Below are 25,607 nucleotides of genomic sequence, written 5' to 3' on the forward strand. Positions count from 1 at the left end.
ATGGGGAGGCGCCTTCGGCCGCCGGGGAACGCCCCAACGGAAACGGCAGCGTCGGCAAGAACGGAAAATCAGGCGGGATAAGGATGCGGGCCAGGCAGGACGCCCGGCCCGCTAAAGCGGGTTACTTCACTTCGCCCATCGCTTTCAGCTTTTTGGACAGCTCGCGGCGCTCTTTGGACAGATCGGCATTTTTGATGATGTAGTCATCAACGCGATCTTCGTAGTCGCTACGCATGTTGGCGATGATGCCCTGAATGTCTTCGATGCTCATGCCGGGCTTGATGTACTCACTCAGGTTGTCGAGCAACAGCACGCGCTTCTGGTTATCACGAATTTTCTTTTCGTTGTCGACGATCTCGCGTTGCAGTTTGTTTTTGCGGCGGAACATACGCACAAACTCCAGCACGTCCTGGAAACTCGGCTTATTTGCATTATCCATCTTTATACCCTTGCTTTAGTAATACACAGATTCATTTGCTTACGGCCACATGGCACCAAGATACAGGTTTGTGGCGGTCCGGCACAACAGTGATTGCCTTATCTTACCCACTTTGCCCCGGCGGCCAAAACCCAAAGCGCCGCCTTCATGATCTGACCCCTTATTCGCGCCCGGCGGCGGTGCAGACCAGGAGCAGATCCCCCAGCTCTTCCAACTGCTGCGCCAGCTCCATGCTGAGCCAGACATAGCCGTAAATCGGCGCTTCGCCGTGCTGGCCGAGGCTGACCTCCTGCATCAGCGTTTTCAGCTCGCCGGCGATCTCCGCCAACTGCCCCGCCGCCGCCTGCCGCTGTTCCTGCGGCCCTTCGCGCATCAGCACCGCCAGCGATTCCAGCGAGCTCAGCGTCAGCAGCTGGGTGCTGCGCAGCGTGCGGGCGTTCAACATGATGAAGTGCGTTTCACGCGAGGCCCAGTAGGCGTCGGCCATCAGCTCCAGCGTGCACACCAGATTGCGGCTGAGGGTTTGCACCGCCTCGAACACCGCTTTGGGAATGCGGGTTTCCTTACTGGCGGGCACGATCAGGCTGCGCAGCTTCACCACCTGATTCAACAGATCCTTGAGCTGCGGCTCCAGCCGCGGCCGCTCGATAACGTTCGGCGAAAAATACGCGCCATAGAGGCGGGCGGCGGTTTGCAGGCAGTCCGCCATTTGCATGCGCCACAGAATATAGGCGCGCTGTGGGTAGATGCTGGTGAACAGCAGCGCCAGCAGCGAGCCGAAGATCACATCGCCGCTGCGCCACAGCGCGGTGTGCATGTCGCCGGCGCCCGCGCCGCACACCACCGCCAGCGTGATCCCCACCAGCAGCGCCATATACGGCCGCTTGCCGAGCGTCAGGTAACCGCAAACGAACATCACCACGCCGCACCAGGCCAGCATCAGCGGCAGCGAATAGAGTTCCAGATACAGGGCGATCAGGCCGGAAGCGGCGCCGAACACCGTGCCGGCAATGCGTTGCAGCGCCCGCTGCAGCACGTTACCCCAAAATGAGATCGGCCCCATCACCACCACCAGGGTGATCAGCGGCCAGGTGCCTTCAGGCACCGCCAGCAAGCGGATCAGCAGAAAGGTCAGGATAAACGCCAACCCAATGCGCACGCCGTGAACGATGCGATAGTGCCGATAGGTCAGCAATTCAAGGGAAGAGATTTTTCGATCGAGGCGCACGATGCCTCCGATAAAGACCAGCCAGGCCGCTATTTTAGCGGAGGAAACCCGGCAAGGAAAAGGCGAATGAGGCGTCCCCCATTCGCGGTCAGGCTCAGGCGGCGTACTTGTCGACCAGCGCGCGCAGAGCGGCGGCGGTTTCGACATCCATCACGCCGTCATACTTCTGCTGGCGGAAGTGCAGCTGGAACGCGCGCACCAGCTGACGATAGCCTTCTGCGGTATTGGCCGCCGAGGTATCGTAGCCGTATTGGGCGAACAGTTTCAGCAGCTCGGCCTGCGCCGGCAGGCCCTGGCGGCAGTATTCCTGCTGGCGCTGCTGCTTGGTCGCTTCGTCATACCAGGCGCCGACGCCGGCCTGATACAGCTGCTGCCACGGGAACTGCGGGCCCGGATCGCTCTTGCGGCCCGGCGCGATGTCGGAGTGCGCCACCACGTTCACCGGCGAGATGTCCGGATAACGCTGCAGGATGTTCTGCGCCAGCTGGGTGACCGCCTCGATCTGCTGCGGGTTGAACGGCGGGAAGGTGATGTTTCCACCGTCGCCGCTCGCCAGGTTGACGATCTCGATGCCGATCGAGGTGTCGTTGATATTGCTGCGGGTGCCCCACTGGCTGGCGCCGGCATGCCAGGCGCGCTCGTTCTCGTCCACCAGGTTGAAAATGCGCACGCCGCTGAAGCCGGCGGCCTGATAGGTGGCTTCGGTCGGATCCGGCACCAGATAGTGTGCGCTGACCGATTTTCCGGTCAACGACTTCACCGAGTCGGCGAAGTTTTGCGCCGTGTAGTGCAGCACCAGAAAGCGCACGCGGTGGCCGAAGCTGGCGACCGATCGGTAGCTATTGTAATCAATCTTGTACATCGTAAAGTCCCTCTCTCGCTTGATTTCACTGAGCGGCCCCTCATCATGACAGGCCGCCCCGCACAGGTGAACCTTTGGCTCACCCTTTTTGTTTTAGCTAATTGCTAAATTATGCGCAAGCGTTTTTTAGCAAAACCGTTATTTACCTTTTTGCTAAAGAGTGCGATCATGGCACGATGGAAACTAAAGAAATCAGGCGCAACAATCTGCGCGAATTGATGGCCCGCTACGCCCGGCAAGGCGTCAACCAGAATGAATTCGCCACGCTGGTTGAGTCTTCCGCGCCGACGCTGAGCCAAATCATCGGGGAAAAATCCTCCCGCAATCTTGGCGACAATCTGGCCAGGCGGATCGAGGCCCGGCTGAATTTGCCCAAGGGCTGGTTCGACGTGTTTCACGAAAAGCAGCTGGTACGCCCGTTTGACAACGTGGCAGCGGAGTCGGACTTCCAGCCCGCCCGTTTGAAACCGGTGGTATGGGAAGATACCGAACAAGACAAGGAAGAGTTTGTGGAGATCCCGCTGCTGGATATCGATTTTTCCGCCGGCGACGGCTGCTACGAAATCGTCGATCGCGAGGAGTTTTCGCTGATCTTCCGCCGTTACTATCTGCACAAGATGGGGGTGGCGGTCAACGCCGCGCGCATTATCCGCATCTCCGGCTCCAGCATGGAGCCCCGTCTGCAGGACGGCGACGTGGTCGGCATCAACACCGACGATACGCGCATCCGCGAAGGCAAGACCTACGCCATCCGCCACGGCAATTTGCTGCGGGTGAAGGTGCTGATCGAGCAGCCGGACGGCGGCGTCGTCATCCGCTCCCTCAACCGGGAAGAGTACCAGGACGAGCATCTCAGCTATCAGCAGCGCAAGGAGCAACTGGTGGTGCTCGGCCGCGTCTTCTGGTCCTCTTCGTCCTGGTAGCGGAGCAACCTCGGGCGCCCGTTGCGCCCGGCGGTTATTTGAAGTCCACCACCATCTGCTGCTGGATAGACAGCCCGCGGGTCGACTGCACGCAGCCGGCGATATAGTCGGTAAAGCGCGGCGGCTTCGGCATGCCCAGCTTGAGGATCTTTTCGTTGCTGAAACGCACGTTGAGCATGGCGAACGATCCGTACAGGCGCATCGCCTTGAGCATCAGCCGCTCGTTGCACGGGCCGAAAATGTCTTTCAGCTGGCGGCGCATTTTCACCAGCGCGTCATAGGTCACCTGCGCATACTCATCGCCCACCGGCGCCTTTTCCAGCGCCGCCGCCATGGCGCGGTCGATTTCGGCAAAGCTGACGCTGCTCTCCTCACCGGCGGAGATGTGATAAACGTCGTTCTCCAGCGTTTCGCTGTTCATCAGCATCACCAGCGCATCCGCGCAGTAGTCCGCCGGGATCACGTCGATATTGTCCTGCAGCGAGCACATGAATTTGCGCAGCATCAGCGCCATGCCGAACACCCAGAAAATGCTGCTGGAAGGCTGGCAGCCCAGGCGGGTGTGGCCCACCACGATCGACGGACGAGCGATGGTCAGCGGCAGTTGCGGGCAGCGCTGGCGCATCAGCTGTTCGATGGTGGATTTGGAACGGGTGTATTCCACCAGATGCTCGGCGTCTTCCTCAAACTCGCCGCTCTCCGCCACCAGCGAACCCGGCTCCGGCGAACAGGACATGGCGGTACCGACGTGCAGGAAGCGTTTTAATCCCGGCACCTGCGCCATTCTTTCGGCAAAGGCCAGGGTGCCTTCTACGTTTACCTTCCAAATGAGCGGGTTATTACCAAATGAAGCAACGGCCGCGCAGTTAATAACGTGCGTGACATTGTTAATACGTGCGTCAGTTAAAAAGTCGGCCGGCTCGGAAAGGTCGCCCAACAATATATTTTCTATCGTAATTTTAGACAGCAGGTTCGCGTCGATATTAAACTTTTCCATATTCGCGCGAATACGGGCCAGCCCTTGTTGTGCATCGTCGGCGCGCACCAGCAAAAGATAATTAACAGGCTGATTTTCAATCAATAATTTCTCGAGAACCGCACCACCCAAAAAGCCGGTAGCGCCGGTCAACAGTAGCGTTTTCATAATTGTCATCCACATTGGTATTGAATGTGGGAGATTGTATCTGCGGGTATTTAAACAAATATTAAATAGAATTACGGCGCCAGAAATCACTTCTCTTAATATTATCTTAAGGAATCTTTTGATACATCCAATGTGGATTTAGTAACAAAAGAATCTCATCTATTTTATGATTAATCTCTGCCGTTTAAATACCATTGATGTAGCGCCTGATTTAATTTAGCGGTCAATGTTATTTCTCTTATCGTCCGTGGAGGACTTATGACCTATAACCAAAAAATCTGGTTGGGGGTTTTGCTGCTGTGCGCCCTGTTTTGGGGGGCGGTGATAAGCGGCGCCTGTTCGCTGTATAACCGGGCGGATCGCTTCCAGGCTCACCACCCGGAGAGCGAGCTCGCCGCTCGCCACAGCCAGCCCCCTTGCACGCAACCCAGTTCACAGGCATCAAGCGCCCCCCGGAATGGGTAGGGACAAGACCCGCTAACGATCCTATTATGCCCTAAGGTTAACAGGGAGATAACGATGGCTCGAAAGCTGGATAGCTTACCGCAGGCACAACGCGAAAAAATAGAAACCGATTTGCTGGCCATCAGCGTGATCTACAACGAGCGCTACGGCATCGCCTCGACCCAGGCGGAAACGGAACGACAGATCCCCGACCACCTGCTCCCCTACTTTCATCAACGGCTGGATTACTATCGCCGTGCGTAATTGCGCGCATTTCGCTAACCGTCGCTTGGCATCGCTCCCTACGCCGTTACAATAGGAGCATATTGTATCCGCCACTAAAGAGACGCGATTTTGAGCAGCAAGGCAACGGCCACATTTTATATTCACGATTACGAAACCTTCGGCAAAAGCCCGTCGCTGGACCGCCCGGCGCAGTTTGCCGGCGTGCGCACCGATATGGATTTCAACATTATCGAAGAGCCGCTGGTCATCTACTGCGCCCCGGCCGACGACTACCTGCCGGAACCCGAGGCGGTGATGATCACCGGCATCACGCCGCAGGTGGCGCGCGCCAAAGGCGTTAACGAAGCCGAATTCACCCGCCAAATCCACCAGGCCTTCAGCGTGGCCGGCACCTGCATTCTCGGTTACAACAACATCCGTTTCGATGACGAAGTGAGCCGCAATATCTTCTATCGCAACTTCTACGATCCCTATGCCTACAGCTGGCAAAACGGCAACTCGCGCTGGGATCTGCTGGATGTGATGCGCGCCTGCTACGCCCTGCGCCCGGACGGCATCGTCTGGCCGGAAAACGAAGACGGCTTCCCCAGCTTCCGCCTGGAGCATCTCACGCGCGCCAACGGCGTCGAGCACACGCAGGCTCACGACGCAATGTCGGACGTTTACGCCACCATCGCCATGGCCAAGCTGGTCAAGCAGGCGCAGCCGCGGCTGTTCGATTTCCTGTTGCAGCACCGCAACAAGCACAAGCTGAACGCCTTGATCGACGTCGCCGAAATGACGCCACTGGTGCACGTCTCCGGCATGTTCGGCGCGGCGCGCGGCAACACCAGCTGGGTGTCGCCGTTGGCCTGGCACCCGGACAACAAAAACGCGGTGATCATGTGCGATCTCGCCGGCGATATGACGCCGCTGCTGACGCTGAGCGCTGAGCAGCTGCGTGAACGGCTGTACACCCGCCGCGACGACCTGGCGCCGGATCAGGCGCCGGTGCCGATCAAGCTGGTGCACATCAACAAATGCCCGGTGCTGGCGCCGGCCAAAACCCTGCTGCCGGAGAACGCCGAGCGGCTGGGCATCGATCGCCAGGCCTGCCTGCAAAACCTGCAGCTGCTGAAACAGCACCCGGAAGTGCGTGAGAAAGTGGTGGCGCTGTTCGCCGAAGCCGAGCCGTTCAAAGGCTCCGACGACGTCGACGCCCGGCTGTATGACGGCTTCTTCAGCGACGCCGACAAGGCGGCGATGAGGATTATCCAGCAGACCAAGCCGCAGAACCTGCCGGCGCTGGATCTGGCCTTCAGCGACGGCCGCATGAAAGAGCTGCTGTTCCGCTTTCGCGCGCGCAACTACCCGAATACGCTGGACGATGCCGAGCAGCGCCGCTGGCTGCAGCACCGCCAGGAAGCGCTGAGCGCGGAGCGCGTGCAGAGTTACCTGCTGCAGCTCGAATCGCTGTATAACCTGCACGAAGGCGACAAAGAGAAAACCGCCCTGCTGAAAGCGCTGTTCGATTACGGCAAAGAGTTGGTGGGGTAAACCCGCAGCAAGCAGAAAAGGAAAAGGCCGCGAATGCGGCCTTTTTTGTGGCTGAGGAGACGGCTCGCGCTTAGGCGGCGTCTTCGCTCGCTTGCGGCACCGGCAGACGGAAGCTGCGGGTGACGAAGGCCAGGTAGATCAGACCGATGGCCGCCCAGACCAAGCCCAGCGTCATCGAGCTGGCTTCCAGGTTGATCCACAGCGCGCCGACGGTCAATGCGCCCAGCACCGGCAGGATCAGGTAGTTGAACGTGTCTTTCACGGTGCGGTTCATCTTGTCGCGAATATAGAACTGCGAGATCACCGACAGGTTGACGAAGGTGAAGGCCACCAGCGCACCGAAGTTGATCAGCGCGGTCGCGGTCACCAGGTCAAACGACACGGCGGACAGCGCGATGGCGCCAACCAGCAGCACGTTCAGCGCCGGGGTACGCCACTTCGGATGTACATAGCCGAAGAAACGAGTCGGGAACACGCCGTCGCGGCCCATCACGTACATCAGACGCGAAACGCCCGCGTGCGCCGCCATGCCTGACGCCAATACCGTCACGCAGGAGAACACCAGGATCACCGACTGGAAGAATTTGCCCGCCACGTACAACATGATTTCAGGCTGCGACGCGTCAGGATCCTTGAAGCGCGAGATGTCCGGGAAGTACAGCTGCACGAAGTAAGACACCACGATAAAGATGATGCCGCCGATCAGCGCCGTCAGGAAGATGGCTTTCGGGATCACTTTTTCCGCGTCTTTGGTCTCTTCAGACAGCGAGCTGATGCCGTCGAAGCCCAGGAACGAGAAGCACAGGATGGTCGCGCCGGTAATCATCGGCACCACGTGAGCGTTATCGGACCAGAATGGGCGGCTGCTGACCAGCGTACCGGCGCCTTCGCCGTGGTAAACGCCGTTGATCACCAGGCCGAGGAACACGATCATGATCGCCACCTGCACCACCACGATGATGGAGTTCAGGTTAGCCACCAGCTTGATGCCGCGCAGGTTGAAAATCGTCATCAAGCCGACCAGCACCGCCACGAAAATCCAGGACGGAACGCCCGGGAAGATCGCTTCCAGGTAAATCTTGGCCAGCAAAATGTTGATCATCGGCATGAACAGGTAGTCCAGCAGCGATGACCAGCCCACCATAAAGCCGACGTGCGGGCTGATGGCTTTCTGGGCGTAAGTGTAGGCGGAACCGGCGGAAGGGAACTTCTTCACCAGCTTGCCGTAGCTCAGGGCGGTAAACAGGATCGCCAGCAGAGCGAAGGCGTACGCGGTCGCGACGTGACCATCGGTCAGGCCGGATACGATGCCGAAGGTATCGAAGATGGTCATTGGCTGCAGATAAGCCAGGCCCATCATCACTACCGGAACCAAAGTCAGTGTTTTACGCAGCTGAGTGCGCTGAGCCGGAGCGGCGTTGAGGGTGTTATCGGACATTGTTCAGCCCCCCCTTACCTTGAGCCTTGCGGATGGCGGACACGCCAAGACTTAAGGTTGCGGGGAAACTTCGCAACGAGCGACTTAATTCTAAAAGAAGGGGATTGTAAGCTGGATAACGGGTCGAGGTAACCTCGGCTGCTCCATAGTCGCTGCGGCCACAGCGGAAACCGGCGGGCACCGGTGCTAAAGTGAAAAATTGCCCCATCTTTCTAATCCTCATGAGTCACGACCATAAAGTTTTGTTTGATCGTGCACGAAACTATTTATCTATCCGGATCGGTGTCCGGCCTCGCTTGGTGTATGAAACGCTACGTTGGTAAAACTTAATGCAAAAAAAATAACCGACGCGTTAAAACGTCGGCTATCTGCATTTGAGATATTTTGCACCAGAATGCCTCCGGATGACAAGATCCGGAAGCCCTCAAATACAAATTCTTTTTGTCGATCGAGCGGAAAACCGGCCCGGCAGGCGAATTAATCCACTACCGGCAGGCCGGTCGGCCGCACATACCTCTTACTTTATACGCCCATTCAGGCATTTTTCAACATCCAGTCAATCTCGGTTTCCGTCACCCGCCGCTCGAACTGCAGCAGTTCGTCGTTCTTGCAGGCGTGATAAACCTGGGTGAAACGCTCGCCCAGATAGTGGGTCAGCGCGTGCTGATGTTCAAACTCGTACAGCGCGTCGCTCTGGCGGATCGGCAGCGGCAGCCCCTCCTGCTCCAGCCCGTTGCCGGTCACCGGCTCAGGCAGCGGCAGCGCGTTGTCCAGCCCGTACAGCATGCCGGCCAGGATCGCCGCCATCACCAGATATGGATTGGCGTCGGCGCCGGCCACGCGATACTCCACCCGATGGTTCTCCGGTTCGCCGCAGGGAATGCGCAGCGCCACGGTGCGGTTGTTGTGGCCCCAGGCGGCCTGGATCGGCACATACATCCCAGGCTGGAAACGCCGGTAGGCGTTGACGTTCGGCGCCAGCAGCGCCATCGACGCCGGCATCAGGGTGATCATCCCGGCCAGCGCCTGTTTCAGCAGTGGCGAATCCTCACCTTCGTCGTCGGCGAACAGGTTGTTGCCCGCGCCGTCCTGCATGCTGACATGCACGTGCATGCCGCTACCGGCATGATCCTCGTAGGGCTTGGCCATAAAGGTGGCGTGCATGTCGTGGTTCTCGGCCACCAGCCGCACCAGCCGCTTCAGCGCCAGCGCGTGGTCGCAGGCCAGCAAGATATCGTCGGTATGACGCAGGTTGACCTCGAACTGCCCCGGCGACGCCTCCGCCACCGCGCCGTCCGCCGGCAGCCCCTGCAGCTTCGCCAGCGCGTCGATGTCGTTCAGCACCTCGGCGAAATGGTTCAGGTTATCGACGGAGTACACCTGGCTTTGGGTGTTGCGCTCCTGGGTGCCGGGCGCGCACGGCGGCTGCAAATCGCCCTCCGCATCGCGCTGCCGATCGATGAGATAAAACTCCAGCTCTACCGCTGCCACCGGGAACAAGCCGCGCTGTCGCAGCGCCTGCCACACGCGGTTCAACACATTGCGGGGTTCAACGTCAAAGGGAGTGCCATCTTCATCCAGCATGGTCAGCAGCACCTGGCCGATATGCTGCGGATCGGCGGCCGACGGCGTCAGCGAGCCGGGTACCGGCAGGCAAATGCGGTCCGGCTCGCCGAGCTCTTGCCCAAGGCCGGTCTCCTCCACCACGTTGCCGAGGATGTCCATGGCGAACACCGACGCGGGGAAGTAGCTGCCTTTTTCCAGTTTTTTCAACCCTGAGACGGGTATGCGTTTGCCGCGGAAGGAACCATTGAGATCGGTGAGAAGGATATCGACATACTGCGTGGCGGGATGGCGTTCCAAATAATGAGCAACCTCATTTTGGAACGCGCTACTTCGCCTCTCTTCATGATGCTGTGCAAAATGTTCAACTGCTGCGCTATTGGTTTGCATACGTCACCCGCCATTATGCTCTTAAGGCGCGTTGGCGCCCGTCCGCCGTTCGATTCAAAACATGATTGGATTTCTCGCCAGGCTGCGCCGCTGCCGGGCGCTCAAAATAACATCCACACCATGAAACATAGTCTTAACAGAATAGGTTTGCAAATGTTACAATCATGTTTGATTATTCGCCGCCGGCTGCTAAATTGATAAAATATTGACCGAAAAGGCCTTGCCGCCATTTTTACGTCAACTATTTCGTCCAACGCACCGAGAGTGAACATGGGCAATATATTTTCCAAACCTGCCCTAACTACCGATATCATGCAACATCGTTATCGCCCAGACAGGCGCCCGATAGCGATATTCATGTCTGCCTGTCGTCCCTACCAGAAGGAAGTACCGCTATGAGCGAAGCCAGCTTGGCACCGGGCAAACGCCTGTCGCAGATCCGTCAGCAATTGGGTTTGTCGCAGCGCCGGGTCGCCGAACTGTCCGGGTTAACCCACAGTGCGATCAGCACCATCGAACAGGACAAGGTCAGCCCGGCCATCAGCACGCTGCAAAAGCTGCTGAAGGTGTATGGCCTGTCGCTGTCTGAATTCTTTGCCGAACCGGAAGCCGTCGACGAGCCGCGCGTGGTGATCGACGCCGAGGATCTAATTGAGATCGGCAGCCAGGGGGTGTCGATGAAGCTGGTGCACAACGGCAGCCCGACGCGTAACCTGGCGATGATGCTGGAAACCTACCAGCCCGGCACCACCACCGGTGAAAAGATCAAGCACCAGGGCGAAGAGATCGGCACCCTGCTGGAGGGCGAGATCGTGCTGACCATCAACGGCCAGAGCTACTGCCTGACCGCCGGCCAGAGTTACGCCATCAACACCGGCATTCCGCACAGCTTCAGCAATACCTCGGCGCGCATCTGCCGCATCGTCAGCGCACACACCCCCACCACCTTCTGAGCGCTTCTCGCACCGGCGCAGCCTGACGCGGGTTGCGCCCCTACCCGCCAACGCGTTTTCCACCGCCGTTATGCCATTTTGTTGGTTGCCAACGGCGTAATCTGTGTTACAACAGAGCATAACAGCCATCTAAACATCTAAACGGCCTTAATACCCTATGTCAACCGCAACGCCTTCACGCCTCGAGATGCGCAATATCTCGATCGCCTTCGCCGGCTTCAATGCGCTGCAGGACGTGGACTTCACGCTGCAGGGCGGTTCAATCCATGCGCTGGTCGGCGCCAACGGCGCGGGCAAGTCGACGCTGATGGCGATCCTCTCCGGCGCCCACGATCATTATCGCGGCGAGATCCTGATCGACGGCCAGGCGGTGGCGATCCACTCCCCGCTGCAGGCGCGCCGCCACGGCATTCACGTGGTGCAGCAAGAGGTCGACGTCGCGCTGATCCCCACGCTGTCGGTGGCGGAAAACATCATGCTGGACTGGCTGAACGAACCGGGCCATTGGCTGAACTGGGCGGAACTGCACCGCCGCGCCGCGCAGCTGCTGCAGCAATGGGCGTTGCCGCTCAACCCGCGCAGGCGGCTGGCGGACTGCACGCTGGCGGAAAAACAGCAGGTGCTGCTGGCGCGCGCGCTGTCGCACCGCTGCCGTTTTCTGGTGCTCGACGAACCGACCGCCCCGCTCGATCGCGCCGAGAGCGAGCGCCTGTTTAACGTGGTGCGCCGCCTGCAATCCGAAGGCATCGGCATCGTATTTATTTCCCACCGCATCCACGAACTGAGCGACATTTGCGATCGGCTGACGGTGCTGCGCGACGGCCGTCGCGTCAGCGAAGACGCCATGCGCGGGCTGAGCGGCGAACAGATCGTCGAGAAGATGCTCGGCCATCGGCTGGACGATATTTTCCCGCCGCCGCGCCCGCCGCACGCCGAGCGAACGCTGCTGCAGGTGCAAGGCTTGCGCGATCGCCACAAGCTGCGCGACGTTTCGCTGCGGCTGCATGAAGGCGAAATTCTGGGCATCGCCGGGCTGGCGGGAGCCGGCAAAACCGAGCTGTGCAAAGCGCTGTTCGGCGCCAGCGCCGTGCAGCTTGAGCGCGGCGAACTGCGCGGGCAGCCCTGGGCGCCGCGCGCGCCGCACCTCTCGGTCGAACAAGGATTGGCGCTGGTGCCGGAGGAACGCCGCAAAGAAGGCATTTTCATCGATGAGGCGATCCCGATGAACCTGAGCGTCAGCGCCGACGACAGCTTCTCGCGCTGGAGCCTGTTCAGCCGGCGACAAGAGCTGCGCTGGGCGCGCGAGATCATGCAACGCCTGAACATTCGCGCCTCCGGCCCGCAACAGCGGCTGGCGCGCCTGTCCGGCGGCAATCAACAAAAAGTGGCGATCGGCAAATGGCTGCGCGGCGACGCCGAGGTGCTGATCTTCGATGAACCGACCAAGGGCGTGGACATCAAGGCCAAGCAGGAGCTGTTTGGCCTGATCGACGGCCTGGCGCGCGCCGGCAAGGGCGTGATTTACGCCTCCGGCGAGTTCGCCGAACTGGTTGGCCTGTGCGATCGCATCTGCGTGCTGTGGGACGGCCGCATCGTGGCGGAGTTGAACGCCGCCGACATCGACGAAGAAACCTTATTGCTCTATTCCACCGGAGGAACCCCTGCGTGAGTAAAGAATTAGCCCTGCGGCCTGCGCTGCCCTGGCGCCAACAGCTGTTCGATTTCCTCTACAAATGGGGCATGCTGCTGACCGTGGCGGCGCTGATCGCCCTGTTCGGCCTGGCGTCGGACAACTTCCTCGATGCCAACAACATCATCAATATCCTGCGTTCGATCGCCATCGTGACGGTGATCGCCATCGGCGTCTCTATCTCGCTGTCGGTCGGCGGTTTCGATCTGTCGGTCGGCTCGACCGCCTCGCTGGCCAACGCGCTGGTGATTTCGCTGTTCGTCTGGCACGGGTTCGGCACCACCGGCGCCATCGTGGTGACGCTGCTGCTGTGCACGCTGGTCGGCCTGTTCAACGCCCTGCTGATCGTGGTGTTCAGAATTCCCGATATGCTGGCGACGCTGGCCAGCCTGTTCGTGATCCAGGGCGTGGCGATGACCTACAGCTACGGCGGATCCATCACCCAAAACATGGTGCTGCCGAATGGCGACATGGCGGAAGGCCTGATCCCGGAGGTGTTTTCCGCCCTCGGCCAGGTGCCGGTGATCGTGCTGATCATGCTGGCGGTCACCGTGGCGGTGCAGCTGTTCCTGTCGTTGACCAAGCATGGCCGCCGCATGTATGCCATCGGCGGCAACCCCGAGGCGGCGCGCCTTTCGGGCATCCGCACCGTGCGTTACAGGGTTGCCGCTTATGTCATTTCCTCTTGGCTGGCGGCGCTTGGCGGCATCTTGCTAGCGTCACGTATCGGCTCTTCGCAGGTCAACGCCGGCGGCGGCTATCTGATGGACGCGGTGGCGGCGGCCTATATCGGCTTCTCGCTGGCCGGGGCCGGCAAACCTAATGCGCTCGGCACTCTGATCGGCGCGGTGATCCTCGGCGTGCTGCAAAACGGGCTGGTGATGCTGTCGGTGCCCTACTACGCCATGGACATTATCAAAGGCCTGGTGCTGGCGCTGGCGCTGGCCATCACCTACATCCAAAAACGCTGATCCTCCCCGGCGCACGCCCGCTGCGCCGCTTTTCCCTTTAATTCATCCGGTTAACCTTTCCCGCCAGCAAAACCAGCATACAAATGATATGGATTATCATTAGCGTTTACATTCAGAAAAAAATCCTTACAATAGCCTCACGCAACGTTGACGAAGCTAAGCATTTCTCAGCGAAAGACGAACAATTTCATTAGAAATTCAATTGGTTAATTACTTTCACTTCAATCCAGGAAAGGTTTACCTCATGGAAACGCCACGTTACAGCAAGCTCGCCGCTCTGGTGATCGCCTCACTCAGCGCCACCGCCGCGCTGGCCGCGCCGCAGGACGACACCCAGGACACCATGGTCGTCACCGCCTCCGGCTTCCAGCAAAAAATTCAGGACTCCGCCGCTTCCATCTCGGTGATCCCGCGCCAGCAGATCGAAGACAAGGCCTATCGCGACGTGACCGACGCGCTGAAAGACGTGCCGGGCGTGGTGATCACCGGCGGCGCCAGCAGCAGTGACATCAGCATCCGCGGCATGTCCTCCAAGTACACCCTGATCCTGGTGGACGGCAAGCGCGTCGACACCCGCGGCACCCGTCCGAACAGCGACAACGCCGGCATCGAACAGGGCTGGCTGCCGCCGATGGAAGCCATCGAGCGCATCGAAGTGGTGCGCGGGCCGATGTCTTCGCTGTACGGCTCCGACGCCATGGGCGGCGTGATCAACGTCATCACTCGCAAGACCTCCCGCACCGAGTGGAAAGGCTCGCTGCACGGCGACGCCACCATTCAGGAAAACCGCGATTCCGGCGATCTGTTCCAGACCAACGCCTACGCCTCCGGCCCGCTGGTTGAAGGGCTGCTCGGCCTGCGGGTCAACGGCCTGCTGTCGCGCCGCGCGGAAGATAAAATCGTCAACGGTTACAACGAACAGCGCATGCGCAGCGGCACCGCGGTGTTCACCCTGACACCGGACGAGAAAAACGAATTCGACTTCGAAATCGGCCGTTCTCTGCAAGATCGCAACAGCACGCCGGGCAAATCGGTGGTGGCGGAGCGCTGCAGCAGAGGCAAATGCTCGCCGACGTCCCGCAGCGAAAGCCTGTATACGCGCACCAACTACTCGCTGACCCACAACGGCTATTATGACTTCGGCAACTCCACCAGCTACGTGCAGCGCGAAGAAACCGGTAACCCGGGCCGTAACATGAAGGCCTACAACACCATCTTCAACACCCAGAACCAGTTCGAGCTGGGTTCCCACATGCTGAACCTCGGCGGCCAATACCGCTATGAAAAACTGGGCGACGGCGGCAACCAGCTTGAGTCGGCTCAAGGTCTCAGCAAGCTGACGCGCTGGAGCTGGGCATTGTTCGCTGAAGACGAATGGGCGCTGACCAACGACTTCAGCCTGACCAGCGGCATCCGCATGGATCAGGATGAAAACTTCGGCAGCCACTGGACCCCGCGCATGTACGGCGTCTGGCACCTGACCGAACAGTGGACGCTGAAAGGCGGCGTCTCCGCCGGTTACAAATCGCCGGATCTGCGCCAATCCTCCCCTAACTGGGGGCAGGTCACCGGCGGCGGCGTGCGTAAAGGCATCATCGTCGGTAACCCGGATTTGCAGCCAGAGAAGAGCCTGAGCGAAGAAATCGGCCTGATGTGGGATAGCCTGAAAGGCATTAACGCCGGCGTGACGGTCTTCAACACCGACTTTAAAGACAAAATCACCGAAGTGCGCCGCTGCGAAGACACGCCGGATTGCACCATCGGCGGCACGTCCTACGACTTTATCAGCGATCGCGTCAACGTCGACAAAGCCAATATGCGCGGCGTAGAAGCCACCTTCGGCTGGCAGATCAACAAAGACTGGAAGTGGAACACCAACTACACCTACACCGCTTCCGAACAGAAGAGCGGCGAGTTCCAGGGCAAGGCGCTCAACCAGATGCCGAAGCACATGCTGAACACCGTGCTGGACTGGCGCGCCACGCAGGACCTCAGCCTGTGGTCGCGCGTTAACTTCCGCAGCCGCACCTCTGACTACCTGAGCCGCACCTCGATGGCCAAGAGCACACCGTCCTACACCTTCGTCGATGCGGGCCTGAGCTACCAGGCGGCGAAAAACCTGCAGCTGACCGGCGGGGTCTATAACATCCTCGACAAGACCGTGGATTACGACCACTACAACACCACGCTGGACGGCCGCCGTTACACCGTCGGCATGACCTATAACTTCTGATGCCCCCGGGCGCGCGCTGCGCGCCCTTTTCATTCCATCACCGTGAGGAAGCCCCATGAGATTACGCCGCTCCCCCCTGATGATCGCCCTGCTGGCAGCGATGGCGCTGGCGGGTTGCCACAGCAAAACCGCTACGCCGGTAGCCGCAACCCCGGCCACCGTCAACGTCCAGCACCTGAACGGCAGCACCGAGGTGAAAAAGCACCCGCAGCGCATCGTGGTGCTGGATTACGCCTCGTTGGAAACGCTGCAGCTGCTGGGCGTCGATCCGCTGGCGCTGCCCGGCAACCGCAAGAACTTGCCGGATAGCCTGAAGCGCTATCAGGACGACAAATACCTCAATGCCGGCACCCTGTTCGAGCCGGATATGGCCGTGCTGCGCGCCGCCAAGCCGGATCTGATCCTGATCGCCGGCCGGGCGTCCAAAGCCTATGACGAGCTGAACGCGCTGGCGCCGACGCTGAACATGTCCGTCGATCCGCAGGATCAGCTGGGCAGCCTGAAACAGCGCACGCTGCAGCTGGGCGAGCTGTTCGATAAGCAGCAGCAGGCGCAGGCGGCGGTCGATAAGCTGGATGCGCAGATCGCGGCGGTCAAACCACAGGCCGCTCAGGCCGGGCGCGGGCTGGTGGTGCTGTTCTCCGGCGGCAAGATCAGCGCCTACGCCCCCAAGAGCCGTTTCAGCTTCGTCTATGACGCCCTCGGCTTCGCGTCTGCGCTGCAGTCCGACGAAAAAGACGTGCGCGGCAACAAGCTGACGCCTGAGCAGGTGGCCAAACTGAATCCGGACTGGCTGTTCGTCATCGACAGAGACGCCGCGACCGGGCGGCCGAACGCGGTGGCGCCGCAGAAGATCCTCACCGGCACCGCGCTGAAGAAAACCACGGCGGTGAAAAAAGGCCAGGTGGTTTACCTGCCGGCGGCCGAGGTGTATCTGTCCGGCGGCATCGTCACCGCCCAGCACGTCGTCGAACGCGTGAGCGAGGCGCTGAACCACGCAGCACGATAAAGAAAGCCCGGCGATGCCGGGCTTTTTCTTGGATTAAATCGTCGGCTGGTTCACCAGACCGTCTATCAGCACCTGCGGCGTGCCCTGCGAACAGCGCTCGATACGCCCGCGCACGCCGTAGACCCGCGCCAGGCTCTGCGGCGTAATCACCTGATCTGGCGCGCCGTCGGCGATCAGATCGCCATCCTGCAGCATCAGCACGTGGTCGCCGTGGCGCAGCGCGATGTTGATGTCGTGCACCACCACCACCGTCACGATGTTGCGCTTGCGGGTTTCGCGGCGCACCAAATCCATCACGTGGAATTGATAGTTGAGATCGAGCGCGCTCAGCGGTTCATCCAGCAGCAGCAGCGAGGGCTGACGGATCAGCGACTGCGCCAACCCCACCAACTGTTTCTGGCCGCCGGACAGCTGATCGAGATAGCTCAGCGCCAGGTGGGCGATACCCAATTGCTCCAGCAAAGCCATCACTTCCGCTTCGCTGCCGGCGTTGCTGCGGCCGCCCGAGGCGCGCTGCGCCACGATGATCGACTCCAGCACGTGCAGGTGCACCCCGGCGGGCAGCGACTGCGGCAAATACACCACTTTCTCCGCCCGACGGGCGAACGGCATCTGCATCAGATCGCCGTCGTCCAGCCACAGTTTGCCCTGCGCCGGGTTCAACCCGGCCAGCGAGCGCAGCAGCGTCGATTTGCCGCTGCCGTTCGGCCCCAGCAGCACGGTGATTTGCCCGCGCGGCAGCATCGGCACCGAGAGATCGTCGATCACCTGGCGCTTCGGGTAGCCCGCCGAGAAGTGTTCTATTCGCAGGCCCTGGCTCATACGTTCCCCCGGTGGCGCAGAATAATGCTCAGGAAGAACGGCACCCCGACCAGCGACGTGACGATGCCCACCGGAATGATCACGCCAGGCACCAGATTTTTCGACGCCACCGAGGCCATCGACAGCACCAGCGCGCCAATCAGCGCGCTGGCCGGCAGATAGAAACGGTGATCTTCGCCGAAGATCATGCGGGCGATGTGCGGCGCCACCAAGCCGATAAAGCCGATCGGCCCGACGAACGCCACCGCCAGCGCCGAAAGGATGCTGATGCGCAGCAGCGTGGTCAGCCGCAGACGGCGCACGTCGATGCCGAAGCTCACCGCCCGGTCTTCACCCAGGCGCAGCGCGGTCAGTTTCCACGAGCTCATCATCGACAGCGGCAGCAGCACGGCGAATACGCCGAACAGAATGCCCAGCTTGTCCCACGAGGCGCGCGCCAGGCTGCCCATGGTCCAGAACACCAGCCCCTGCAGCGTGTCCTCGCTGGCGATGAACTGCATCATCGACACCAGCGCGTTGAAGGTAAACACCAGCGCGATGCCGAACAGCACCACGCCGGAGGTGGCGACCCGCGTCCAGCGCGTGATGCCGTCGAGCATCAGCGCGGCGAACAGCGCGAAGATAAAGGCGTTGGCGGAGATGAACCACTGATCGGGAATGCCCGGAATGCCGATGCCGAGCACGATCGCCAGCGCGGCGCCAAAGGCCGCGGCGGAAGACACGCCGAGGGTAAAGGGGCTGGCCAGCGGGTTATTCAGGATGGTCTGCATTTCCGCCCCGGCCAGGCCGAGCGCAAACCCCACCACCACCGCCATCAGCGCGTAAGGCAAGCGGATGTCCCAGACGATCACCCGCGTGCCGGCATCGGCCGCCGCGGGGTCAAGCAGCGTTTGCCATAAGGACGACAGCGACAGCCCGGACGGCCCCATGGTGAAATCCAGCAGCAGCGAGCCCAGGATCGCCAGTGCCAATACGCCCATCATCAACAGGCGATGGCGAAGAATATGCTGATAACGCCCCATCACGCCGGCGTTGGGTTGCCCCTTGGCGTCAGTCATGGGATCGGTGGATACGCTCATTCGTTAAGATACCTGTTACAACCATCATGACAGCGGCGCGAAAGCGTCCGCCGTAAACCGGAAAGCGCGCGGCGACAGCCTGCGCGCAGCCGTCAACAATAAAGCAAACGATAATACTTATCAATCATATCAATAGGTGAAAACGGCGTTATCGAAATGTAATAAATTGTTTTTCCACGCCATTCTTCAATCCATCGCCTTTACCCCCGCTGCGGCCAGCAGGTTCATTATTCTGAAAGTTATTCCTGATCCGACCAGACTCTGACAAATAACGAAAAAACCACATAGAATCCAAAATCACAGCACCGAGCGTGCAAAAAACTTCAGGCCGCCGCAAGAGCGGCCTTATTGACGAGGCTGTAATGAGAAGTCCATCTCCGGCGGTAACGCCCAAACGCCCGGCGCTGCTGAACTGGCTGTTGCACAGCCCGCTGCACGCCGATGACGAGCCGTTTAAACGCCAGCTGCGGCTCACGCTGACGCCCTCTCCTCTCACTCCCTGGCTGAATGCCGTGGGGCCGGCGGCGCTGTTGGTGGGGTACGCCTGGCTGAACCAGCGGCTGGTCGGTATCGTTCTGCTGCTGCTGTTACTGCTGCTGACCGCCGGGCGCGCCTGGCTGGCACAGAGGCGCCAACCCGCCTGGCCGGACGCCATGCTGGTGACGGTGTTGCTGTGGATGCTGCTGGTCGGCGCCAGCGCCGCGCTGGCGATGCTGTCGGGCCGCTTTGTGCTGATCCTGTTCGCCGGTCTGACGATCACCGCTCTGGCCTGCTGGCTGATGCAGCGCCATGCCGCCGCGCCGCGTTTCGCGCTGCTTGAGGTGATCGCGCTGACGCTGCCCTACCTGCTGGCGGCGCCGCTATCGCGCGTGCAAAACCTGTTCGTCCTGGCGGATCTCACGCCGCTGTGGCTGGTGCTGGCCCATGGCATGATCGCGCGCTACCACCGCCAGCGGGTACAGCACGTCACGCTGGCGTGGGAGAAGCAGCAGGCGTCCCACCGCGATCGCCTGACCGGCTTCCTCAACCGCGCGGGCGGCGAGGCGGTGATGCGCAACATCTGCCGCCCTGGTACGACACAGCCAATCTCTCACCTGTTCATTCTTGAATTCGGCCCGCTGGCGGCGCTTTACCAAAGCCACGGCGTGCAGATCGGCGACGACGTGCTGCGCACCGTCGGCGAGCGCCTCAAGACGCTGATCCGCCCCAGCGACTACGTCTGCCGCTACACCGGCGGCCTGTTTTTGATACTGGTGCACGATCTGCCCTACGGCGCGGAAAGCGAGTTCCTGGCGCGCATTGTGCCGCCGCTGGAAGCGCCCTACGATTTTGGCGCGTTCGGCGAGGTGAACATGCAACTCAACGCCGGCATTTTGGCACTGACGCAGGATTATGCGACGGTGGAAGATTTGATGAGTTCGGCGCAGCAGGCACTGGCGGAAGCCAAAGGCGGGAAAAAGTAAAACCACACGCGGCGGGAGCTCCCGCCGCGTGTCACTCACCGAAGATTACTTCACGTCCATCTTCGGGAATTCCATTTCGCTGTACTTCACGACGCGGGTGCCGCGCGACAGCTTGTAACCGAACCAAATCAGCAGGAACAGCGGAATGCCGATGTAGGTGGCGGTCACGCCGTACCAGTCAATCTTGTCTTGCAGGAAGGCCTGGTAGTTCTGGCCCAGGGTAATGATCAGGCACAGCACGAAGGCGAAGATCGGCCCCAGCGGGAAGAACCCGGAACGGTATGGCAAGTCGTTCAGATCGCGCCCCTGCAGCATGTAACCGCGACGGAAACGGTAGTGGCTGATGGCGATGCCCAACCAGGCGATGAAACCGGTCATGCCCGAGGTATTCAGCAGCCACAGGTAAACCGACTGGTTGCCGAACATCGAGGTCAGGAAGCACAGCCCGGCCACCACGCAGGTCGCATACAGCGCGTTGCGCGGCACGCCGCCTTTCGACAGCTTGGCGAAGATGCGCGGCGCCTTGCCTTCCGACGCCAGGGTGTACAGCATGCGGGTAGAGGCGTACATGCCCGAGTTACCGGCGGACAGCACCGCCGTCAGGATCACCGCGTTCATCACCGCCGCCGCCGACAGCAGGCCGGCATGCTGGAACACCAGGGTGAACGGGCTGACGCTGATGTCTTTCACGTCATTGCGCAGCAGGCTCGGATCGGTGTATGGAATGATCAGGCTGATGATCAGAATGGCGAAGATATAGAACAGCAGAATACGCCAGAACACCTGACGCACCGCGCGCGGGATGTTTTTACCCGGGTTCTCCGATTCGCCGGCCGCGATGCCGATGAGCTCGGTGCCCTGGAACGAGAAGCCGACGATCATCGCCACGCCAATCATCGCCGAGAAGCCGCCGGCGAACGGCGCGTCCCCTATCGTCCAGTTCTGCCAGCCGGCGTGCTCGCCGCCTTTCAGAATGCCGACGATCATCAGCACGCCGACGGCGATGAAGATAATCACGGTGCTGACCTTGATCAGCGCGAACCAGTATTCCGCCTCGCCGAACCCTTTCACCGAAATGTAGTTCAGCAGGAACATCAGGCCGAGGAACAGCGCGCTCCAGATCCAGCCGGGGGTGTCCGGGAACCAGTAGCTCATCACCAATTGCGAAGCCACCAGGTCAACGGCGATGGTCACCGCCCAGTTGTACCAGTAGTTCCAGCCCAGCGCGAAGCCGAAGCCTTCTTCCACGTATTTGGCGCCGTAGGTGGAGAATGAACCGGAAACCGGCATAAAGGCCGCCAGTTCGCCCAGGCTGGTCATCAGGAAGTACACCATCAAACCGATCAGAGCGTAAGACAACAGCGCCCCGCCGGGGCCTGCCTGAGAAACCGTGGCGCCCGAGGCGACAAACAGGCCGGTGCCGATGGAGCCGCCGATGGCGATCATGGTCAAATGCCGGGCTTTCAGCTCGCGGCGCAATCCGGGTGCTTGCTGCCCCGATGTTTTTATATCCTGCTGAGCCATTCGTACCCTATCTGCTCTTTGAAAAAATGAGGGCGGATTGTAACAAATACCCGCCGGTGAACTAGCAACATTGCACTGATATAAGATAGCTTCATAATTCAGAGGCAATTATTAGCCGCGGCCCTTATGGCCTTACTTACTCTCATTAATGTGAGCGCGCGCAGGTTTTTATGCTTTCTTCGGCCTGCGCGGCAGCAGAGGGCGTGACGCGCTGTCGATTACAGCGCGCAATAGCTGAGAAAACGCTGCAAGGCGTTGGAAATGTGCTTTTGCCGATGGCGGATCAGGTACAGGGTGCGCCGCAGCGGCGGCAGCGGCACCGGCAGTTCCACCAGCGCGCCGCTGGCCAGCTGTTCCGCCACCACCCGCCGCGACAGGCAACTGATGCCGATGCCGTGCCGCACCGCGTGCTTGATCGCCTCCGAGTTGCCGAGCTCCATCACCAGCTGGAAATGCGGCAGGTGCGCCAACAGCAGATGATCCAGCACCTCACGGGTGCCCGAACCGCGCTCGCGCAGGATCCAAGGGGCATTGGCCAGCGCCTCCAGCGTTGGCGGCTGACGGGTCAGCGGGTTGTCCGGCGCGGCGAACACCACCAGCTCGTCCTCCAGCCACGGCTGCGTCACCAGCTCCGGCATATGGCAAGGCCCTTCGATCAACCCCAGATCGACGCGGAAATCCGCCACCGCCACGATCACGTCCTGGCTATTGCCGACGTTCAGCTCCAGCGGCGTGGCCGGAAAATCCCGGCGGTAACGGGCGATCATCTCCGGCAGCATGTAGTTGCCGATGGTGCTGCTGGCGGCGATGCGCAACGCCCCGCCGTCATGGCGAAACAGCTGCTCGATCTCCCCCGCCTGCTCCAGCAGCGCCAGCGCCTTGGGATACAGCAACCGGCCGTGCTCGTTGATCACCAGCCGTTTGCCGACGCGATCGAACAGCTGCACGCCCAGCTGCCCCTCCAGATCCGCCAGCGCCGCGCTGACCGCCGACTGCGACAGCGCCAGCACCACCGAGGCCTGAGTGGTCGAACCGCTTTTCAGCACTTCGGTGAAGACTTCCAGTTGACGCAACGTGATATGCATAGCCGTCCCGGTAATGAAAAAGGGTTCTGCCAGAGAACCGCAAAATGATGTCAACATGCTGTGGGGAGCCCGGCGAGGCCACCCCGTTTACGGCCAATTCGGCGCGCTACTTACCCAAGGCGACCAGCTGCGCCGCCGCAGCCAGCGCCGCCTCGCGCGGCGTGCCGGCTTCGTCCCGCTGTATCAATTGCAGCATCGCCACGAGATGGTCGCGGTCGATCGCCTTGTTTTCTTCAATCAACCGCCGCACCGCGCGGCCCACTTCCCGGTCTATCTGCTCTCTGCGTTGATCGTCGGTATCCATCGCCTGCTCCTGTTCAGTTGGAAAGTTGACGGCGGTTCGCCGCTCCTCCTCACCCTAGCCGCAATGCGGCTGTATGCCAATGCCTGACGCCATACCACTTATTCAGATAGGTTATAAATATATAATCAATTTCTCTTTTATTCAGCCCAAACGTACTCTTGGCAGCAAGAAACAGACTGAAGGACTGACTTTTATGGCGACTGATACCACTCATACTTACCCCGAGCGACGCTTTCCGCTGTTCGGCCTGCCGCGGCTGGTGCCGGGGCTGGCGCTGACCGGCGCGCTCACCGCGCTGGCCGTCTGGGCCGGCGACATTCCCTGGGTGGCGGAGCTGGGCCTGGGGGCGCTGACGCTGGCGATCCTGTTCGGCATTCTGGTGGGCAACACGCTGTATCCCCGCTGGCAAACCGTTTGTCACGGCGGCGTACAGCTGGCCAAACAACGCCTGCTGCGTCTGGGCATTATCCTGTACGGCTTTCGCCTGACCTTTCAGCAAATCGCCGACGTGGGCGCCAGCGGCATCATCATCGATGCGCTGACCCTGACCACCACCTTCCTGCTGGCCTGCTGGCTCGGCAAGAAAGTGTTCGGCATCGACAGCCAGACCGCGATGCTGATCGGCGCCGGCAGCAGCATTTGCGGCGCGGCGGCGGTGATGGCCACCGAGCCGGTGCTGAAGGCCGACTCCAGCAAAGTGGCGGTGGCGGTCTCGACCGTGGTGGTGTTCGGCACCCTGGCGATCTTCGCCTACCCGTGGCTGTATCAATTGAACGAGCACTTCCAGTGGCTGCCGTTCAGCCAGGAAACCTTCGGCATCTACGCCGGCTCCACCATCCACGAAGTGGCTCAGGTGGTCGCCGCCGGGCACGCCATCGGGCCTGACGCCGAAAATGCGGCGGTGATCGCCAAGATGATCCGCGTGATGATGCTGGCGCCGTTCCTGCTGCTGCTGTCGGGCTACATCAGCCGCGGCGGCGTAGGCAAGGCGGAAAAATCCGCGATTACCATTCCGTGGTTTGCCGTGCTGTTTATCGCCGTCGCCGGGCTGAACTCCTTCAACCTGCTGCCGGCCACGCTGGTGCAGCACCTGATCACCGCCGACACCTGGATGCTGGCGATGGCGATGGCGGCGCTGGGATTGACCACCCACATCAGCGCCGTGCGCCAGGCCGGGATGAAACCTATTCTGTTGGCCACGCTGCTGTTCGTCTGGCTGCTGGTCGGCGGCGGCGCGATAAACCAGCTGGTGCAACACTGGCTCTAATCACTCCCTTCTGCCCCTTCTGCGGCTCGCTTCGGCGGGCCGCATTTATTCCGCCCGCCATCAATGCCATAATGTCACCGATAACACAGGAGAATGAAGATGAAGTTTGTCGGTGCACATGTCAGCGCGTCAGGCGGCGTGGATCAGGCGGTTATCCGCGCGCACGAATTGGAGGCGACCGCGTTCGCCCTGTTCACCAAAAATCAGCGTCAATGGAAGGCCGCGCCGCTGGCCGCCGACGTGATCGATAAGTTCAAGAGCGCCTGCGCCCAGTACGGCTTCGGGCCGGGGCAGATCCTGCCGCACGACAGCTACCTGATCAACCTGGGCCACCCGGTGGCCGACGCGTTGGAAAAATCGCGCGAGGCGTTCATCGACGAGCTGCAGCGCTGCGAACAGCTGGGGCTGACGCTGCTGAACTTCCACCCCGGCAGCCACCTGCTGCAAATCGATGAAGACAAGTGCCTGGCGCGCATCGCCGAATCGATCAACATCGCGCTGGATAAAACCGCCGGCGTGACGGCCGTGATCGAAAACACCGCCGGCCAGGGCAGCAACCTGGGCTTCAAATTCGAGCACCTGGCGGCGATCATCGACGGCGTGGAAGACAAAAGCCGCGTCGGCGTTTGCATCGACACCTGCCACGCCTTCGCCGCCGGGTACGATCTGCGTACCGAAGAAGACTGCGAACACACCTTCAAACAGCTCGGCGACATCGTCGGCTTCAACTACCTGCGCGGCATGCACCTGAACGACGCCAAGAGCGAGTTCAACAGCCGCGTCGACCGCCACCATAGCCTGGGGGAAGGCAACATCGGCAAAACGGTGTTCAGCTACATCATGCGCGATCCGCGCTTCGACAATATCCCGCTGATTCTGGAAACGGTAAACCCGGATATCTGGGCGGAAGAGATCGCCTGGCTGAAAGCGCAGCAGTAACGCGGCGCCAAAACGAAAAAACCGGAGCCTGGGCTCCGGTTTTTTTATGGCTGGA

General features: G+C 60.8%; 23 protein-coding genes. 12 read left to right on the forward strand and 11 right to left on the reverse strand.

All coding sequences use genetic code 11. The features are described 5' to 3' along the window. Positions 1-121: 121 nt before the first annotated feature. The 3 genes from tmaR to SSARUM2_RS16390 all read right to left on the reverse strand — a co-directional run bounded on the left by tmaR (position 122) and on the right by SSARUM2_RS16390 (position 2,529). Entirely contained in the window at positions 122-439 is a 318-nt protein-coding gene (gene tmaR, locus SSARUM2_RS16380; protein WP_004935612.1) for a PTS system regulator TmaR, read from the reverse strand. 160 nt (positions 440-599) lie between these two features. Beyond that, positions 600-1,667: an FUSC family protein gene (locus SSARUM2_RS16385; RefSeq protein ID WP_033647985.1), complete on the reverse strand. Its 1,068-nt coding sequence runs from the start codon at positions 1,665-1,667 to the stop codon at positions 600-602. A 94-nt stretch (positions 1,668-1,761) separates the two neighbouring features. After that, on the reverse strand, positions 1,762-2,529 hold the full coding sequence (locus SSARUM2_RS16390; RefSeq protein ID WP_033647986.1) for an N-acetylmuramoyl-L-alanine amidase: 768 nt from the start codon (positions 2,527-2,529) through the stop codon (positions 1,762-1,764). 176 nt (positions 2,530-2,705) lie between these two features. Here SSARUM2_RS16390 and SSARUM2_RS16395 point away from each other — a divergent pair, with 176 nt between their 5' ends. Further along, on the forward strand, positions 2,706-3,452 hold the full coding sequence (locus SSARUM2_RS16395; RefSeq protein ID WP_004935623.1) for a helix-turn-helix transcriptional regulator: 747 nt from the start codon (positions 2,706-2,708) through the stop codon (positions 3,450-3,452). A gap of 34 nt (positions 3,453-3,486) precedes the next feature. Here SSARUM2_RS16395 and SSARUM2_RS16400 read toward each other — a convergent pair whose 3' ends face one another. Further along, the gene (locus SSARUM2_RS16400) at positions 3,487-4,596 is read right to left on the reverse strand and encodes an SDR family oxidoreductase (protein WP_049233046.1); all 1,110 of its coding nucleotides are present in this window, start codon (positions 4,594-4,596) and stop codon (positions 3,487-3,489) included. A 519-nt stretch (positions 4,597-5,115) separates the two neighbouring features. On the opposite strand from SSARUM2_RS16400, the gene SSARUM2_RS16405 reads away from it, so the two are divergent. After that, positions 5,116-5,304, forward strand: coding sequence for a DNA polymerase III subunit theta (locus SSARUM2_RS16405; protein ID WP_033635247.1), 189 nt, complete (start codon positions 5,116-5,118; stop codon positions 5,302-5,304). A 90-nt stretch (positions 5,305-5,394) separates the two neighbouring features. Beyond that, positions 5,395-6,822, forward strand: a complete 1,428-nt coding sequence (sbcB, locus tag SSARUM2_RS16410) for an exodeoxyribonuclease I (RefSeq protein WP_033635248.1) — start codon at positions 5,395-5,397, stop codon at positions 6,820-6,822. Positions 6,823-6,892: 70 nt separating this feature from the next. Here sbcB and SSARUM2_RS16415 read toward each other — a convergent pair whose 3' ends face one another. Further along, entirely contained in the window at positions 6,893-8,260 is a 1,368-nt protein-coding gene (locus SSARUM2_RS16415; protein ID WP_033647989.1) for an APC family permease, read from the reverse strand. A 534-nt stretch (positions 8,261-8,794) separates the two neighbouring features. Further along, complete coding sequence (locus tag SSARUM2_RS16420) at positions 8,795-10,213, reverse strand: glutamine synthetase family protein (RefSeq protein ID WP_060452526.1); 1,419 nt, start codon at positions 10,211-10,213, stop codon at positions 8,795-8,797. Here SSARUM2_RS16420 and SSARUM2_RS16425 point away from each other — a divergent pair. From SSARUM2_RS16425 to SSARUM2_RS16450, 6 genes are all read left to right on the forward strand, one after another. Further along, on the forward strand, positions 10,127-10,411 hold the full coding sequence (locus tag SSARUM2_RS16425; protein WP_164134478.1) for a hypothetical protein: 285 nt from the start codon (positions 10,127-10,129) through the stop codon (positions 10,409-10,411). The two genes, SSARUM2_RS16420 and SSARUM2_RS16425, sit on opposite strands and share 87 nt — an antisense overlap. Before the next feature lie 197 nt (positions 10,412-10,608). Then, positions 10,609-11,166: an HTH-type transcriptional regulator PuuR gene (gene puuR, locus SSARUM2_RS16430; RefSeq protein ID WP_016927000.1), complete on the forward strand. Its 558-nt coding sequence runs from the start codon at positions 10,609-10,611 to the stop codon at positions 11,164-11,166. Positions 11,167-11,323: 157 nt separating this feature from the next. After that, a complete protein-coding gene (locus SSARUM2_RS16435; protein ID WP_060430642.1) occupies positions 11,324-12,835 on the forward strand; it encodes a sugar ABC transporter ATP-binding protein in 1,512 nt (503 codons plus the stop codon). Next, entirely contained in the window at positions 12,832-13,827 is a 996-nt protein-coding gene (locus SSARUM2_RS16440; RefSeq protein ID WP_033648150.1) for an ABC transporter permease, read from the forward strand. Before SSARUM2_RS16435 ends, SSARUM2_RS16440 begins: the two co-directional genes overlap by 4 nt. A gap of 244 nt (positions 13,828-14,071) precedes the next feature. Continuing rightward, on the forward strand, positions 14,072-16,060 hold the full coding sequence (locus SSARUM2_RS16445; protein WP_033647992.1) for a ligand-gated channel protein: 1,989 nt from the start codon (positions 14,072-14,074) through the stop codon (positions 16,058-16,060). Positions 16,061-16,115: 55 nt separating this feature from the next. Next, positions 16,116-17,069 (forward strand): siderophore ABC transporter substrate-binding protein, encoded by a 954-nt coding sequence (locus tag SSARUM2_RS16450; protein ID WP_060438468.1) that lies wholly within the window; start codon positions 16,116-16,118, stop codon positions 17,067-17,069. A gap of 33 nt (positions 17,070-17,102) precedes the next feature. Here SSARUM2_RS16450 and SSARUM2_RS16455 read toward each other — a convergent pair whose 3' ends face one another. Then, positions 17,103-17,891 (reverse strand): ABC transporter ATP-binding protein, encoded by a 789-nt coding sequence (locus tag SSARUM2_RS16455; RefSeq protein ID WP_033647994.1) that lies wholly within the window; start codon positions 17,889-17,891, stop codon positions 17,103-17,105. Beyond that, positions 17,888-18,970, reverse strand: coding sequence for an iron ABC transporter permease (locus SSARUM2_RS16460; protein WP_031300718.1), 1,083 nt, complete (start codon positions 18,968-18,970; stop codon positions 17,888-17,890). The genes SSARUM2_RS16455 and SSARUM2_RS16460 overlap by 4 nt, the downstream gene beginning before the upstream one ends. 362 nt (positions 18,971-19,332) lie before the next feature. Between SSARUM2_RS16460 and SSARUM2_RS16465 the strand changes: the two genes are divergently transcribed. Further along, positions 19,333-20,433 (forward strand): diguanylate cyclase, encoded by a 1,101-nt coding sequence (locus SSARUM2_RS16465; protein ID WP_039565091.1) that lies wholly within the window; start codon positions 19,333-19,335, stop codon positions 20,431-20,433. Positions 20,434-20,478: 45 nt separating this feature from the next. Here SSARUM2_RS16465 and SSARUM2_RS16470 read toward each other — a convergent pair whose 3' ends face one another. The 3 genes from SSARUM2_RS16470 to SSARUM2_RS16480 all read right to left on the reverse strand — a co-directional run bounded on the left by SSARUM2_RS16470 (position 20,479) and on the right by SSARUM2_RS16480 (position 23,346). After that, the gene (locus SSARUM2_RS16470) at positions 20,479-21,957 is read right to left on the reverse strand and encodes an amino acid permease (protein ID WP_033635259.1); all 1,479 of its coding nucleotides are present in this window, start codon (positions 21,955-21,957) and stop codon (positions 20,479-20,481) included. Positions 21,958-22,175: 218 nt separating this feature from the next. After that, the gene (yieE, locus tag SSARUM2_RS16475) at positions 22,176-23,042 is read right to left on the reverse strand and encodes a DNA-binding transcriptional regulator YeiE (protein WP_016926991.1); all 867 of its coding nucleotides are present in this window, start codon (positions 23,040-23,042) and stop codon (positions 22,176-22,178) included. A 106-nt stretch (positions 23,043-23,148) separates the two neighbouring features. Beyond that, positions 23,149-23,346, reverse strand: coding sequence for a hypothetical protein (locus SSARUM2_RS16480; protein WP_033647996.1), 198 nt, complete (start codon positions 23,344-23,346; stop codon positions 23,149-23,151). A gap of 193 nt (positions 23,347-23,539) precedes the next feature. Between SSARUM2_RS16480 and SSARUM2_RS16485 the strand changes: the two genes are divergently transcribed. After that, the gene (locus SSARUM2_RS16485; protein WP_060438467.1) at positions 23,540-24,613 is read left to right on the forward strand and encodes a YeiH family protein; all 1,074 of its coding nucleotides are present in this window, start codon (positions 23,540-23,542) and stop codon (positions 24,611-24,613) included. Between the two features lie 99 nt (positions 24,614-24,712). Further along, the gene (gene nfo / locus SSARUM2_RS16490) at positions 24,713-25,552 is read left to right on the forward strand and encodes a deoxyribonuclease IV (RefSeq protein ID WP_033635262.1); all 840 of its coding nucleotides are present in this window, start codon (positions 24,713-24,715) and stop codon (positions 25,550-25,552) included. The last annotated feature ends 55 nt before the right edge of the window (positions 25,553-25,607 follow it).

Source organism: Serratia sp. K-E0102, assembly GCF_029962625.1.
Taxonomy (GTDB): domain Bacteria; phylum Pseudomonadota; class Gammaproteobacteria; order Enterobacterales; family Enterobacteriaceae; genus Serratia; species Serratia sarumanii.

What these genes read in the sequence shown, in the direction of transcription:
- tmaR (WP_004935612.1), bottom strand. Translation starts at nt 439, where the DNA reads ATGGATAATGCAAATAAGCCGAGTTTCCAGGACGTGCTGGAGTTTGTG.
- SSARUM2_RS16390 (WP_033647986.1), bottom strand. Translation starts at nt 2,529, where the DNA reads ATGTACAAGATTGATTACAATAGCTACCGATCGGTCGCCAGCTTCGGC.
- SSARUM2_RS16395 (WP_004935623.1), top strand. Translation starts at nt 2,706, where the DNA reads ATGGAAACTAAAGAAATCAGGCGCAACAATCTGCGCGAATTGATGGCC.
- SSARUM2_RS16400 (WP_049233046.1), bottom strand. Translation starts at nt 4,596, where the DNA reads ATGAAAACGCTACTGTTGACCGGCGCTACCGGCTTTTTGGGTGGTGCG.
- SSARUM2_RS16405 (WP_033635247.1), top strand. Translation starts at nt 5,116, where the DNA reads ATGGCTCGAAAGCTGGATAGCTTACCGCAGGCACAACGCGAAAAAATA.
- SSARUM2_RS16415 (WP_033647989.1), bottom strand. Translation starts at nt 8,260, where the DNA reads ATGTCCGATAACACCCTCAACGCCGCTCCGGCTCAGCGCACTCAGCTG.
- SSARUM2_RS16425 (WP_164134478.1), top strand. Translation starts at nt 10,127, where the DNA reads ATGAGCAACCTCATTTTGGAACGCGCTACTTCGCCTCTCTTCATGATG.
- SSARUM2_RS16420 (WP_060452526.1), bottom strand. Translation starts at nt 10,213, where the DNA reads ATGCAAACCAATAGCGCAGCAGTTGAACATTTTGCACAGCATCATGAA.
- puuR (WP_016927000.1), top strand. Translation starts at nt 10,609, where the DNA reads ATGAGCGAAGCCAGCTTGGCACCGGGCAAACGCCTGTCGCAGATCCGT.
- SSARUM2_RS16435 (WP_060430642.1), top strand. Translation starts at nt 11,324, where the DNA reads ATGTCAACCGCAACGCCTTCACGCCTCGAGATGCGCAATATCTCGATC.
- SSARUM2_RS16445 (WP_033647992.1), top strand. Translation starts at nt 14,072, where the DNA reads ATGGAAACGCCACGTTACAGCAAGCTCGCCGCTCTGGTGATCGCCTCA.
- SSARUM2_RS16450 (WP_060438468.1), top strand. Translation starts at nt 16,116, where the DNA reads ATGAGATTACGCCGCTCCCCCCTGATGATCGCCCTGCTGGCAGCGATG.
- SSARUM2_RS16455 (WP_033647994.1), bottom strand. Translation starts at nt 17,891, where the DNA reads ATGAGCCAGGGCCTGCGAATAGAACACTTCTCGGCGGGCTACCCGAAG.
- SSARUM2_RS16460 (WP_031300718.1), bottom strand. Translation starts at nt 18,970, where the DNA reads ATGAGCGTATCCACCGATCCCATGACTGACGCCAAGGGGCAACCCAAC.
- SSARUM2_RS16465 (WP_039565091.1), top strand. Translation starts at nt 19,333, where the DNA reads ATGAGAAGTCCATCTCCGGCGGTAACGCCCAAACGCCCGGCGCTGCTG.
- SSARUM2_RS16470 (WP_033635259.1), bottom strand. Translation starts at nt 21,957, where the DNA reads ATGGCTCAGCAGGATATAAAAACATCGGGGCAGCAAGCACCCGGATTG.
- yieE (WP_016926991.1), bottom strand. Translation starts at nt 23,042, where the DNA reads ATGCATATCACGTTGCGTCAACTGGAAGTCTTCACCGAAGTGCTGAAA.
- SSARUM2_RS16480 (WP_033647996.1), bottom strand. Translation starts at nt 23,346, where the DNA reads ATGGATACCGACGATCAACGCAGAGAGCAGATAGACCGGGAAGTGGGC.
- SSARUM2_RS16485 (WP_060438467.1), top strand. Translation starts at nt 23,540, where the DNA reads ATGGCGACTGATACCACTCATACTTACCCCGAGCGACGCTTTCCGCTG.
- nfo (WP_033635262.1), top strand. Translation starts at nt 24,713, where the DNA reads ATGAAGTTTGTCGGTGCACATGTCAGCGCGTCAGGCGGCGTGGATCAG.